This is a genomic window from Allostigmatella hybrida (assembly GCF_020103775.1).
GTDB lineage: Bacteria > Myxococcota > Myxococcia > Myxococcales > Myxococcaceae > Hyalangium > Hyalangium aurantiaca.
The window spans coordinates 297790-311370 of the sequence record NZ_JAHXBH010000004.1 but is presented as its reverse complement, the minus strand read 5'-3'; the positions used below and the strand labels follow the sequence as shown (position 1 = coordinate 311370).

Annotated in this window: 10 protein-coding genes; 7 read left to right on the top strand and 3 right to left on the bottom strand. The window is 66.8% G+C overall.

Annotation, left to right across the window (positions count from 1 at the left end; translation table 11 throughout):
- Window positions 1-111 precede the first annotated feature (111 nt).
- On the top strand, window positions 112-1074 hold the full coding sequence (locus KY661_RS10245; protein WP_225410027.1) for a LysR family transcriptional regulator: 963 nt from the start codon (window positions 112-114) through the stop codon (window positions 1072-1074).
- A 6-nt stretch (window positions 1075-1080) separates the two neighbouring features.
- Here KY661_RS10245 and KY661_RS10240 read toward each other — a convergent pair whose 3' ends face one another.
- Window positions 1081-2832, bottom strand: coding sequence for a DUF4215 domain-containing protein (locus KY661_RS10240; RefSeq protein WP_225410026.1), 1752 nt, complete (start codon window positions 2830-2832; stop codon window positions 1081-1083).
- A 152-nt stretch (window positions 2833-2984) separates the two neighbouring features.
- On the opposite strand from KY661_RS10240, the gene KY661_RS10235 reads away from it, so the two are divergent.
- Window positions 2985-4334, top strand: a complete 1350-nt coding sequence (locus KY661_RS10235) for a cellulose binding domain-containing protein (protein ID WP_225410025.1) — start codon at window positions 2985-2987, stop codon at window positions 4332-4334.
- Window positions 4335-4439: 105 nt separating this feature from the next.
- Here KY661_RS10235 and KY661_RS10230 read toward each other — a convergent pair whose 3' ends face one another.
- The gene (locus KY661_RS10230; RefSeq protein ID WP_177241288.1) at window positions 4440-4583 is read right to left on the bottom strand and encodes a hypothetical protein; all 144 of its coding nucleotides are present in this window, start codon (window positions 4581-4583) and stop codon (window positions 4440-4442) included.
- Window positions 4584-4614: 31 nt separating this feature from the next.
- Between KY661_RS10230 and KY661_RS10225 the strand changes: the two genes are divergently transcribed.
- From KY661_RS10225 to KY661_RS10215, 3 genes are all read left to right on the top strand, one after another.
- A complete protein-coding gene (locus KY661_RS10225) occupies window positions 4615-5076 on the top strand; it encodes a hypothetical protein (protein ID WP_225410024.1) in 462 nt (153 codons plus the stop codon).
- 95 nt (window positions 5077-5171) lie between these two features.
- Entirely contained in the window at window positions 5172-6539 is a 1368-nt protein-coding gene (locus tag KY661_RS10220) for a serine/threonine-protein kinase (RefSeq protein ID WP_225410023.1), read from the top strand.
- 137 nt (window positions 6540-6676) lie between these two features.
- Entirely contained in the window at window positions 6677-8521 is a 1845-nt protein-coding gene (locus KY661_RS10215; protein ID WP_225410131.1) for a hypothetical protein, read from the top strand.
- A gap of 3 nt (window positions 8522-8524) precedes the next feature.
- Here the strand turns inward: KY661_RS10215 and KY661_RS10210 are convergent, their stop codons facing one another.
- Window positions 8525-9193 carry an acetoacetate decarboxylase family protein gene (locus KY661_RS10210; RefSeq protein WP_225410022.1) on the bottom strand — a complete coding sequence of 223 codons (669 nt, stop codon included), beginning with the start codon at window positions 9191-9193 and terminating at the stop codon, window positions 8525-8527.
- Between the two features lie 339 nt (window positions 9194-9532).
- Here KY661_RS10210 and KY661_RS10205 point away from each other — a divergent pair, with 339 nt between their 5' ends.
- A complete protein-coding gene (locus tag KY661_RS10205) occupies window positions 9533-11716 on the top strand; it encodes a DUF7151 family protein (RefSeq protein WP_450097570.1) in 2184 nt (727 codons plus the stop codon).
- Window positions 11717-11778: 62 nt separating this feature from the next.
- Window positions 11779-13380, top strand: coding sequence for an acyl-CoA synthetase (locus KY661_RS10200; RefSeq protein WP_225410020.1), 1602 nt, complete (start codon window positions 11779-11781; stop codon window positions 13378-13380).
- The last annotated feature ends 201 nt before the right edge of the window (window positions 13381-13581 follow it).

Here is a 13581-nt window from a genome sequence, read left to right as displayed (position 1 = left end):
GGGTATCCGCCCGCCGCGCCTGGCGCGTGCGGTGCGTGGAGAAAAGCTACGGATTGACCCTCCATGACACCACCGCATAAATGTCCCTCCAAGCATGACGGGGAGTCATGGATGGCCTTCGATGGAAAACTCCTGAGTGGCATTGGCGTGATGGCCGCGGTCGTGGAGGCGGGCACCTTCGTCCGGGCCGCGGAGACGCTCGGCCTGACCCAATCCGGCGTGAGCCGCGCCGTGGCCCGGCTCGAGCAGCGCGTGGGGGTGCGGCTCTTCGACCGTACGGCCCGAGCCGTCAGCCTGACCACCGAGGGCAGACGGTTCTACGAGGAGGTGTCTCCGCTGCTCACCGGCATTGAGGACGCGGCCGCGGCGGCCACGGGCGCGGCGGCCACGGTGCGCGGCCACCTGCGCGTGAACGCCGACGCGGCCTTTGGCCACAACGTGCTCGCGCCCCGGATTGGCGAGTTCCTCGCACGCTATCCGGAGCTGACAATGGAGCTCGTCGTGCGCGACCGCATTGGAGATCTCGTCGCGGAGGGGCTGGACATGGCGGTGCGTTTCGGAGAGCCCGAGCCCTCCAGCCTCATCTGCCGGCAGATCGGCCGCTCCCGGGTGCTGACGTGCGCCTCCCCCGAGTACGTGGCGCGGCACGGCCGGCCCAAACACCCCCGGGAGCTGGCCCGGGGCGGGCACGAGTGCATCCTCGTGCGGAACACCTGGACGGGGCGCCACTTCGAGTGGGAGTTCCACAAGGGCGGCGAAGTCATCCCCGTGGACGTCCAGGGCCGGCTCATGGTGAACGACTCGGGAAGCCTCATCAGCGCCATGCTCAGCGGCCATGGCGTGGGGCAGCCCTTCGAGTTCAGCGTGAGGGAGCTGCTCGACTCCGGGCGTCTGGTCCAGCTGCTACCGGCGTGGTCCGACGAGCGGTACCCGGTCCACGTCTACCACCGCTCGCGCGAGTTTCCCGCCGCCAAGGTCCGGGCCTTCATCGACTTCCTGCTCACGCTCACGGCCGCTGAGCCGGGGGACGCAGGAAGCGGGGGGAGCCGCCCAGCAGCACGGCCCCCCCGGTAGACGGCCTTAGCCGATGCGCGGCTTGCAGGTGTTGCTGCACAGGTCGTCGTTGTCGTCGTTCCCGTCGTCGCAGCTCTCGCCGAACGCCTCCTGAACGACGCCATCACCGCACCGCGGGCCCCAGATGCACCCGGGCGCGCACTGGCCGTACCCGCCAGGGTTCGTCCCCGTGTCGCACTCCTCGGGCGGCTGCACCTGGCCATCGCCGCAGCTGCTCGTGCACTCGGTCCGCTTGGTGGTGAAGTTGGCGAGCGTGAGCCGGTAGTTGGACGCGTTCGTGTGCCGCTCGGCCTGGAAGACGACGGCCTCGTAAACGCCGCCCTTCCTCAGGTTGTACTTCGTGGCGGCCGAGGCCGGGGTGAGGTCCACGGTTCCGTTCTCCGCCGAGTGCACCCCGCCGAGATCCAACGCGAGCTTCTTGTTGACGAAGACCCACACGTCATCGTCGCCGGTGAACTCGAGCTTCTCGGTGCCCTTGTACTCGAACCAGTACCGCACCTCGCTGGTGAAGCTGAAGTTGTGGCCGCTGCGCTCGGGCTCGTTGCCCGAGGCCACCCAGCCCTTCTTGTCCAGCGGGAAGTAGGTGTTGTTGACGAACAAGTAGGTCCCCGTCGGCCGGCCCTGGCTGTCCTTCTGCTGGGTCAGCGTCAGCTGATCCACGTAGGTCTTGCTCCGGGACGAGTCGGTGTACCACTGGTTGAAGAGGGCCTCGCCGTGGGTCGTGGAGCTGGTCACGCCCGCCTTCGCATAGGCCGGCTTGTTGTTCACCAGGTCCGCCTTGACGATCCCCTTCTCCGAGCCGTTCTTGTTCTCGAAGTCGGTGTGCCGCTGGGCCTGGCCCGTCTGATCGTTGCCGATGAAATCGCGGTAGACGACTGGAATCTTCACCTCCGGCGGCGGCTCGCTCTCGATCTGCTTGCACTGGAAGCCCGCCTCCAGCTTGCACTGCGACGAGCACCCGTCGTTGTCACGCACGTTGCCGTCATCGCACTCCTCCGTGCTGCCCGGCAGGATGAGGTTGTCGCCGCAGATGGCCGTGCAGTTGCCGTTGGTGCACGACGGCTCGCGCTTGCACAACGGCGAGCACCCATCGCCCATGTCGTTGTTGCCATCGTCGCACTGCTCGGTGCCCTCCACCTTCGCGTCGCCACACGTGGTGCGCGAGCAGGCCTGGCCCGGCGCCGGGCACTTGAAACCCTCCTCCAGACGGCACGTGGCGCTGCACCCATCGCCCGCCACCGCGTTGCCGTCCTCGCAGTCCTCGTCGCCGGCGACGATGGTGTCGCCACACTTGGCCGCCTGGCAGTTGCCGCCCGTACTCGGGCAGTTCCAGCCGCTCTCCACCGTGCACGTGGCGCTGCACCCGTCTCCGGACCGGGCGTTGAAGTCGTCACACGCCTCCTTCACCCCGCGCACGCCATCGCCGCACACGTTGCGCACGCACGGCTGGCCCGGCGTCCGGCAGATCCACCCGTTCTCGCCCGTCTCGATGCTGCAGACCGACGAGCACCCGTCCCCGTCGTTCGCGTTGCCATCGTCACACATCTCACCGGCCTGGAGCGTGCCGTTGCCGCAATCGAGCGGATCCACGGGCCCGCCGCCGTCGGTGCCGCCATCCGTCGAAGCGTCCGGAGGGGTGTTGCCTCCGCCCGCGTCGGGCTTGGGGTCCACGATGTCGCTGCCGCAGGCGGCGAGGATCAGGAGAATAGAAAGCGCTGCGAGTCGAGAGAGTCGAGATGAACACTGTGATTCGGACATGCGGGCATCGTCCAAATCATGAGACAGCATGTCAATCCGACGACCCTTCCGCATCAGGCCAAAGCCTCCATAATAGAAAAAGCTGACTAGCAAGAATAATTCTCTGGTATCCCCCCCCTGCCCGGAAGCCCCCGGGGAAAGGACGAGAGACCATGAGGATGACCTGGAAGCAGGGCCTGCTGGCCGCACTGTCGCTGAGCGTTCCGCTGAGCGAGAGCTTCGCCGGCACGGCGGACTTCACCGTGCAGTACCAGAACTACAACGCCGCGACCCCCAACGACTCCATCATCGAGGCGGGCGTCCAGCTGCGAAACAACACCTCGGCCACCCTCCCGCTGAGCAGCATCGTCGTGCGCTACTGGTTCACGAAGAACGGCGCCACGGCGGTGACCCCGGCGTGCTGGTGGTGGACCACGGCGAGCTGCCCGGGGATCTCGCTGACCACCGGCAGCGTGTCCGCCACCAACGCGGACCAGTACGTGGAGATCCGCTTCGCCAGCACCGCCGGCAGCCTGGCGCCGGGGGCCACCACCGTCCCGATCGATCTCGGCATCACCTTCGGGGGCGCCAACGTCAACGAGACGGATGACTACTCGTACGGCAACCAGACGTCCTTCGCCGACTGGAGCCGCATCTCCGTGCATGACGTGGGCTCCGCGCCTACCGCGGGCGTGCGGGGCGGTACCCCGCCCTCGGGGGGCACGGTCCCTCCGCCCACCGTCTCGGCCGAGTTCTTCGATGACTTCACCTACACGGGCACCGGGGACGCAGCCTTCAGCCAGCTCTGGACGGTACGCACGTACGCGGGCGGCCCGGGCGTGGCGGGCGCGACCTGGTCCGCGGGCAACGTCTCCATGGTGAGCGAGGGCTCCAACCGGCTGATGCGCCTGCAGACGAGCACCAACGGGTCCGTGGCGGGCACGACGCACTCGGAGGTCATCTCCAAGGCGCAGAAGTTCAAGTTCGGCACCTACTCGGCCCGGCTCAAGTTCCGCGATACGCCGCTGTCCGGCACGCGCGTCTTCGCCGACAAGTATGTGCAGACCTTCTTCGTCATCACGCCCTACAACAGCCCCAGCTACTCCGAGCAGGACTTCGAGTACCTGCCCAACGGCGGCTGGGGCCAGGGCAATACCCCCACGATGTTCCTGACCTCGTTCGACAGGAACGTGACCGCGAGCCCCTCGGCCCGGCTCAGCTACAGCCACGACGGCTGGCGCACGCTGTTGCTCCACGTGACGCCCTCGGGCAACACCTACTTTATCGATGGCGTGCAGCACGCCAGCCACTCGGCCCAGTTCGCGCCGCTCATCAACCAGTTCCTCGACTTCCAGATGTGGTTCATCGAGCTGGGCACCACGAACGGCACCCCGCGCACCTACTTCCAGGAGGTGGACTGGGTGTACTTCGCCAAGGACACGTACCTGGACACCAACGCGGTCAACGCGAAGGTGGCCGGCCTGCGCAGCGCCTCCGTGCCGCGCAAGGACACGGTTCCCTAGACGTCCCTACCGCACCGGAGGGCTCGCATCCGCGCGCCCTCCGTGAGTTCAGGTCTATGTGGCGCTACTCCCCGATAGGCTAGATTCGACGTCCCACGAGGAGTGTCACATGTCCGTCGGCTCATCGAAAAGCAGCACGTCCAGTTCGTCCAGCTCGTCGCGCTCCAGCTCGTCCAGCAGCGGGGCCTCACGCTCCAGCTCCACCTCGGGTGAGAACCGGCAGACGAAGGCCGAAACCAAGACACCCAAGACCGGAACGACGGCGCCCAAGAACAAGCCGGTGGATCAATTCGAGGCAGCGAGCCCTCAGCTCGCCAAGCGCTCCACCTCCGTCAAGCAGCTCAGGGCGAGCGGCGGGGGCACGTCGAACATGGACGTCGACAAGGCCGTGGCGCACCTCGATGCCAACGCCCACGCGACGTCGCAGAAGAAATGCGCGCAGTATGTCCGCAAGGCCATCGAGGCGGGAGGGGTCAGGCTGGACGTGAACACCCGTCCTGGGGAAGCCAAGAACTACGGCCCGTACCTGGGGCGGCATGGCTTCACGGCCGTCAATACCCAGAACTACGTGCCGCAGAAGGGCGATGTCGCGGTCATCCAGCCCTATCCGGGGGGCTCGGCGGCCGGCCACATCACGATGTACAACGGCTCCCAGTGGGTGTCTGACTTCCGGCAGACGGACATGTGGAGTGGCCCCGGCTACCGCAAGCATCAGCCGTCCTACGAGATCTACCGCCCTTGAGCGGTTCTCGCGGGTCCTGGGTGGGGCTGACGTGACGTGACCCAAGAGGTAGGGTGTAGGCTCAACGCAGTGGCCTCACCCTGCCTGGAGGTGCCATGACCAAGCCGTCCCCCGAGGCGCTTCCTGCCGGTACCGTCCTGGACACGTGGCAGGTGGACGGCCCCGCGGGCTACGGCACGTACGGGGCGGTTTACCGCGCCCACGGCGTGGGGCACACGGAGGGTCCGCCCGCGGCCCTCAAGCTGGCGCGCTACCCGAACGACCTGCGCTTCGCGCGCGAGGCGCGGCTGCTCTCCCGGATCCAGCACCCGGGCGTGCCTCGCCTTCTGGGACAGGGCACCTGGACCGGAGGCCCCTGGGGCGCCCCCCATCCCTATGTGGTGATGCAATGGGTGGAGGGCATCCGGCTCTACGACTGGGCCGAGCAGCATCCGCTCACGTCCCGTCAGGCCCTGCGGCTGCTGGCCCAGGTGGCCCGGGCGCTGGAGGCCACCCATGCGATTCAAGGGCTTCACCGGGACGTCAAAGGCGAGAATGTGCTCGTGAGCCCCGAGGGGCGGGCCTTCCTCATGGACTTCGGGTGCGGCACCTGGAGCGGGGCGGCTCCGCTCACCGAGGGACTGCTCGCCCCGGGCACCCGCCTCTACCGCAGTCCCCAGGCGCTGCGCTTCCACTGGAACCACCGCCGCGAGGCTCATCCCCCCTACCGCGCCACCCCCGCGGATGACGTGTATGCGTTGGGCGTGATGGCCTACCGATTGTGTACGGGAACCTACCCGCCCCTGGCGACGGACCCCTCCATCGTGGGAGATGATGCGCGTGACACCCTGGACGTTTTGAAACCTCCGGGCCACTGGAAGCCATTGGCCCCCGCCTTGGAATCCCTCATCCTCCGCATGCTCTCCGAAACGCCCCAGGACCGAGGCAGCGCCGGTGAGCTGGCCACCGCCCTGGAGAACCTCGCGAAGGCCCTCGGGCCGGCGAGGGCCCGCCCAAGCGATTCGAGCGTGCCCACGGAAGCCGAGATTGCCCCCGCCGCAAATCCTCGCCGCGGAAGGCGCTGGCTCCTGGCACTCCTGCCTGTGGCCGTGGGGCTGCTGCCCCTGGTCTCCGGACACTGGAACCTGGACGAGCCCTGGATCTCGCCTCCTGGCACGGCGGATGGAGGAACCGGGGGCGTTGCGGACGCGGCCGTGGAGGAGCCACCTCTGTCCAGCGCGGCCCCAGAGTCCCAGCCGAACGGGCTGAAGTTGGAGATGCCCAAGGAGCCCTTGCCCGGCCAGCGCCGTCCGCCCTGCCCTCGCAACCAGATCAACATCCGGGGCGGGTGCTGGGCTGAATTCATCCAAGTCTCGCCGCCCTGCGGCGATAGCTTTTATGACTGGAAAGGGGCCTGCTACCTGCCTGTGATTGTGCCGCCCCGCCCCGGCACCTCGGCTCCTCCACAAGTGCCTACCCCCTGAACGGACGCTTGGCCTCTGAGCAAGGCAGGACGCGGACGTAAGCGGCCCCTGGGTGCGCACACACCTCCGCCACACTTCCCGCGATAATGGACGGGGGGTTTCCTCCGCCCACGGGCCTCACAGGAAAGGTTCAGTCCATGATCAACAAGCTTGGCTCTCGTCCTCAACCCAAGGTGGAGAAGCAGGAAGCCCCCCGGCCCTTGCCTCAGCCCACCCCGAAGCCCGAGACAACGGACAAGAGCAAGCTCTCGAAGAACGTGGCGCTGGCCAGCCACCAGGGCGTCAGCAGCTTCGAGGTGAAGTCCTTCAGGCAGGGCCCTACCCCCAGCCCGGGGCCGACCCCCACCCCGACGCCCTCCGCTCCCCCGACGCTCCCGCCACCGGCCTCGTCCACGCCGGCTCCCACGCAGGCGGGGGGTACTCCTGTTCCGACCCCGCAGCCCGGCCCCACCCCCACCCCGCCGCCGCCCCCTTCCGCGGAGCAGCAGGCCGCCAGCCAGGTGAGCTCGGCCCAAGCCTCACTCGATACGGCGCGCGAGGAGGTGAAGGAAGCGGATGAGGTGCTCAAAGGCCAGCTGGCCCGCCTGGGCCCGGCGCTGACCGACGCGCAGAAGCAGGAGTACATCAAGGCCTACCACGAGGAGCACAAGGACGTTTACGAGGCCGAAGCCCAAGCCGCCACCGAGTTCCGGACAGCGCTGGAAGATCCCGCGCTCGCACAGAACACGGACGCGCTGAAGGAAGGCTACACGGCGCTGGCGGAGAGCTCCGAAGCACAGGCGGCGCTGGACTGGGCGAGCCGCAGCTACACGCAGGCAGGCTCGCCGCTCCACCAGGACGCCGCGCTGGCGGAGATCGCGGGCAAAGCCGCCGCCACCGCCTCCACGGACATCATCGCCCAGGCGGGCACTCCGCAGGAGGGCGTGGCCCTTCTGCGCGAGAAGCTCGCGCCGTTCATGGAGGGCGCGGAGGTCGCCGGGTCCATCAAGGACTTGAAGGAAGCCTTCGACATCGCGGAGGAGGCCGCCAACGGCAACTATGACCGGCTCGCAGACCTGGCCGAGGACTGGAGCGGCCAGAGCAGCCTGATGAAGTCCATCGCCGTCATCGGCGTGGCGGCGGGCGCGGCCTCGGCCACTAATGAGCTTCGCCAGGGCAACTACGCCGAGGCCATCGGGGCGCTGGCCGAGACGGGCCAGAACGGCCTGGAGCTGCTGGCGGGAGTCACCAAGTCCCTCGCGCAGAGCGGCAAGCTCGCGGAGATGCTGGGCAGCCATGCCGCCAAGGCCGAGCGTCTCGCGGGGCTCGCCAGCCGGTTCGCGCCAGCGCTCGGAGCCGCAGCCGCCTCCGCCTCGCTGTACCAGCACGCCACCGAGGACGACAAGAACGCGGGCACCTGGCTGGCCATGGGCGGGGACCTGCTGTCCATCGCCGGCAGCGTGCTCGAAGCCACCCCCCTGGCGCCCGTGGGAGGAATCATCAACGCGGCGGGCACGGTGCTTACCGCCGTGGGCGACTTCGCCAGCGGCATCATCAACCGGGGAGAGCGCCAGCAGGAGGAGAAGGACCTGATGGCCGCCGCCAACGAGGCGTTGGCCCGTCAGGGCCTGCCCACCATCCCCGAGGATGTCATCGAGGCGGTCTCCAGCCAGGACTCACGCGCGGACCGGTTGCAGGCGCTTGGTCTGACGCCTGAGCAAGTCCAACAGGTCATCCACGACCATCCGGACCTCATCAGCTACGGGGGCTACTTCGAGGCCCTCACGGACGGCGCCCAGGCAGCGGGCGTGAGCCCAGAGAAGTTCAGCCACTTCATTGAAGCGCTCGAAGGGAAACTCGGCGACGTCAATGCTGTCATGTCCGCTCTGAATGAAATCAAGAGCGGCTACGAGCTCCAGGGCAGCACCCCGGACGAGGTGGAGCGAGGACTGAGCCAGTACATTGAAGGGCTCCTGGGCGACCAGATGGATGACCTCCGCTAGCCCTCACGTCACGGGGACGGCCGCGGACAGGCTGCCTTCGAAGTCCCGGGCCTGAGCGCTCACCCCGGGGCGTACGCCCGCGATGCCAAGCTCGGCCAAGGGACTGTCTCCAGGGATGGTCCACTCGGCGGCCCGCAGCAACCGGGGCGAGAAGCGGATGGCGGAGGGAGGGGCCTGCACCTTCCCGTGGAGCACCTGCAGGTTGAGCACCGGCACGGGCAGGCGCACCTTCCGAGGAGCCCCAGCGAGCGGCTGCATGCGCACCCGTGCCAGCTCCTTGCCCTGGGAGTCCCAGCTCGCGCCCGTGAAGGCTGCATCCGGGGGCGCAGGGTCGAGCGCGAAACGGGCCATCTGCTTGGGCATGCCCCAGAGCGCCCGGCCGCCCCGGAGCGAGGGCTCGCTGTCCACCCACATATGGGTCACGGTCATGCCAGCGCGGAGAGAGCCCCGAAGCCTCACGCTGACGGCCCCGAAGAGCTCGCCATAGGTCAGCACGCTCCCTGGCTGGTAGTCGACGAAGGCAGCGGCAACGCAGGCGCGGCCCGCGACGGTGAGCAGTTCGAGCGCCGGGTCCAGGGAGAGCTGGAGGCGCCGCACGGGCACCCACCAGACGGACGCGTAAAGCTGCCCCTGAAGCCGCCAGGGCGCGGGCGGAAAGCTGGAAGGGTTCACGCAAACCTCCTGCAAAAAGACAAGCAGCATCGCGGCATCCCCAGCAACCGTTTTTAGCGCTAGAGACGTGTTCTTCATGCAACCCCTGCACGGTCCGCAGGGCACAACCGGAATGGCCGTCTGGATGGCTCCACGCAGCAGGAGGCCCCCGAATCACAGACGCCTGACGGACAAGCGACATCGCTGTCATTTTGCTGTCACCGGTCAGACAGGCGCCCGGCCATCGAAGCCGTGACGGTTTGACGTTGAGAGTGAAAACAAGGTTCTCTCCCTCCCGCTGGCCTGCGCGTGAATCGTGAAGTGCGTGTCCCGCGAGCCAGTTATGGGGGAGAAGTTCGAATGCACCAGCATTGGATTTGGCGCCGGTCCGTCGTGGCCGGTCTCGTTGTCGCGCTCACCGCCTGTTTTTCGCCTCCGGACGTCGTGGGAGCGGGTGGACACAATGGCACCGACGGCAAGAATGCCTCGGTCCGGCTCGTTCCGGAACCACCAGGAACGAGGTGCCCCCAAGGAGGCACTGCGATCCAGACCGGCCTCGACGACAATGAGGACGGAGCCTTGTCCGACGATGAGGTGAAACAGACCTCGTACGTGTGCAGCGGTGGCGGGGGCCAGACCGGGAGCATGTCGCTCGTGAAGCTGATGCCCGAGTCCGCAGGCGCCCAGTGCGCGTCCGGTGGCACGGCGATCCTGTCCGGCCTCGACACGAACGCAGACGGAATCCAGGGAGACACCGAGGTCTCGAGCACGCAGTACCTCTGCAACGGCGAAGACGGGAGGCGTGGGAACACTTATTTGGTGAAGTTGGTCCCCGAGGCTTCCGGTGCGCACTGTTCACGGAGTGGAACGGCCGTGCTCGGGGGCATCGACGTGAACGCCAACGCGCAACTCGAGAGCACGGAGGTGACAACGACTCAGTACGTCTGCACTCCTCTTGCAGAAGCGGCCGGCCACCAAGCCCTCATCCGGCTCGATGCCGAGCCGTCCGGAGCAAACTGCGGTCAGGGGGGCACGGCCGTCAAGAGTGGCCTCGACGCCAACTCCAATGGAACGCTCGAAACGAGCGAGGTCACGAACACCACCTTCGTGTGCAATGGCCTGCGTGGCAACGACGGTCAGAATGGAAGGAATTCCCTCGTCCGGCTCGACCTCGACGCCTCGGGCACCAACTGTGCCTACGGCGGCACGGCCGTGAAGAGTGGCCTCGATCTGAATGGCGACAAGGTCCTGAACGACGCCGAGGTCACGACCACCCAGTTCGTGTGCAGCATGGCCAATCTCTTCCGGACGAAGTGGGCGAGCAACCCACGGGGAGGCTATCCCTCTGGAGAGATCACCACCCTGTGGGTCCCCGTGTCTCGCCGGGTGTCGCTCTACAAGACCAAGAATACGTCTCGCATTAAGCTCACCATCTCCGATAACTTCCGGGTGGGTCTCAACTCCCCCGGAGGAGGTGGCTGGTACTCGGTGCGAATGAATGGCAGCGGGATGGGCTGCGACGCCAAGCAGCACAACTCCAATCTGTCCTTCGCAAGTCAGGATTATCAATTTCCATTCGCGAACGTCTGCCTGACTGATCAACTTCCCAAAGGTCTGTATGAATTCGATGTGTGGTCGATCGCGGAGCTCGGAACCAGTTACATTGGCGGAAACTACAGCGGCAGTGCACTACTCCTCGCCGAGGAGATGGATGATACCCAGCCCTACGCATTTTCGAAGGAAGGCATAGGCGAGGGCACGGGGAGCACGTCGCTCGTCAAGGTGAACGGACGGGAGGTCACCTTCACGAAGCAGTCCGCGTCCTCGCTTCTCAAAGTCACGCTCGCGGACACATTCCGGGCGGGTACTGCACTGGATGGCGCATCCGCGACGGTGATGGTACGGCTCGATGGCGCTACCACCAGTTGTTACACGGGCAAGTACGATGCGCAGGGAAAGGGTGGCAATATCATCAATCCTTTCGTGATGACCTGCATCCTCCATAACGTCTCCGCGGGGAGGCATCAGTTGGACGTAGCGTTCTCGCAGACAGCAGGAGGGGGAGATGCATACCTGGGTTGGGAGCGGAGCAGTCCCCTTCTGCTCGTCGAGGAACTTCCGAATACCGGGCTCACCTTCTCGAACATGAACATCGGGAGTGGTGAACTCTCTGGAGATTGGGCGGGTGTCGGTGCGCGGCAGATTGCGCACAGCGTCAGTTCACCCGGGAAGACCTTGAAGGTGACCTATTCGGACACGTTCCGTGCGGTGGGCAATTGCAACAAGAAAGGGGGCTCTTTCCAGCTGTACGTCGACTACCAGCCGACTGGGTGCATCAACGGCCAATTCGTTTCGGGCGTGGGGCCTGCTCAAAATCACCATCATCCGATGAACCTGACGTGCCTTGTTCCCAACCTGATGCCTGGCTACCACACGTTCTCTATCTGGTCGACGACCCTGCAACAGGATGGAAGCACCTGCGGCTCCAATTTCTTCGGTTGGAACCGGGGGCAGAACCTGCTGATGGTCGAAGAGTTGCCGTAACCGGGCACGGCCGTAAGTCTCCGCGGAACACGGCCCTTGGGATTGGGTAGGCTCACCTGCCCATGACGCTCCCGCATCCGCCCTCGACGCCTCCGGACAAGCACGGCCCAGGAAGTCCCTCCAGCATCCTGGAGGTCTTCCTGGAGCACGCCCGGAAGACTCCACACCGGCTGGCCCTGCGCTTCGATGCGAAGCGCTACACCTACGGCGAACTCGCCCGTGACGTGACTGCCTTCGCGCAGGCGCTCCTTCGCCGTCACCTGAAGCCGGGGGAGCGTGTCGCTCTCTATCTGGAGAACAGCCCGGCGTTCGTCATCGCCTACTTGGGCGTGCAGTACGCCCAGGGCATCGTGGTGCTCGTCAACACGCAGTACCGGCAGGTGGAGCTGAACCACATCCTCAGCGACTCCGAAGCCCGCGTTTGCATCACCGGGGACGCGGGCGCGGCCGAGCTGACACCGCTCCTGGGGGAGCTTCCCGCGCTGGAGTGGCTCATCACCGTGGAGCCGCTCACCGCCTCGCCCCCACCCTCCCGGCCCCTCCTCTCCTTCGACACGCTCCTCGCCGAGCCAGTGGAGGAGCGCCCCATGTCCCTGCCTGGGGGCACCGACATCGCAGTGTTGGGCTACACCTCGGGCACCACCGGGCGCTCCAAGGGAGCCATGCTGCGGCAGAGCAACCTGCTTTCCAACATCCGGGCCGTGACCCAGGCCTGGCGGTGGACGGAGGAGGACCGGCTGCTGCTCGTCCTGCCGTTGTTCCACGCCCATGGGCTCCTGGTGGGCCTGCACGGCACCCTCTACACGGGCGCCAGCGCGGAGTTGCACCGCCGCTTCGTGGCCCCGGAGGTGCTGGAGCGTCTGCACGCGGATCCGGCGTTCACGCTGTTCTTCGGTGTGCCGACCATGTACGGGCGGCTGCTTGAGGAGTCCCGGCGCACCGGGGTCCTGCCCCGTCCCTTGCGGCTGATGGTCTCGGGCTCGGCACCGCTCAGCGCCCAGCTTTTCCAGGAGATCGAAGCCGAGTTCGGCCAGCGCATTCTGGAGCGCTACGGGATGACGGAGACGATCATGAACACCACCAACCCCTATGAGGGGGAGCGCCGGCCGGGCACGGTGGGCATGCCCTTCCCCGGCCAGGCGGCGCGTGTGGTGGACGTGCGGACGCGCAAGCCCGTGCCGGATGGAGAGCCGGGCGAGATCGAAGTCCGGGGCCCTCACGTCTTCTCGGGCTACTGGAGGCGCGAACAGGCCACGGAGGAGTCCTTCGACAAGGACGGGGGGTGGTTCCGGACAGGCGATTTGGGGCTGCGGGATTCGGACGGCTACTTCCACATTACAGGCCGCGCACGCGAGCTGATCATCAGCGGTGGCTTCAACATCTACCCGCGAGAGGTCGAGGAGGTGCTCGCCACGCACCCAGGGGTGGGCGAGGTGGCGGTGCTTGGGCTTCCGGACCCGGACTTCGGCGAGCATGTGGTCGCCGTGGTGGTTCCCGCCGCCGGACAGCCCGCGCCCAGCGCGCAGGCCTTGGTGGATTGGTGCAAGGACCGGCTGGCCAGCTTCAAGAAGCCCCGCCGCGTGGAATTCGTTGACGCGCTACCGCGTAACGCACTGGGCAAGATTCAGAAGCACGTTCTCCGGGAACGGTTGCTCCCCCTCTGAACGGCGCGTTCAACGCTTGGGCCTTCAGCGCCGCCCTCATGCTCAAAGACCGCTCCCGTCCCAGAGACCGCCAACATCTCCTAAACAGGAGTCAATCCTTCGTGAGCCGCCCCCCGCCGCCTTCGCCTCCCGCACGAGTGCGCCCACCTTCGCGAGGTAGGCCTCCATGTCTGCCTTTCACTCCAGCCCCTTGGAGAACAT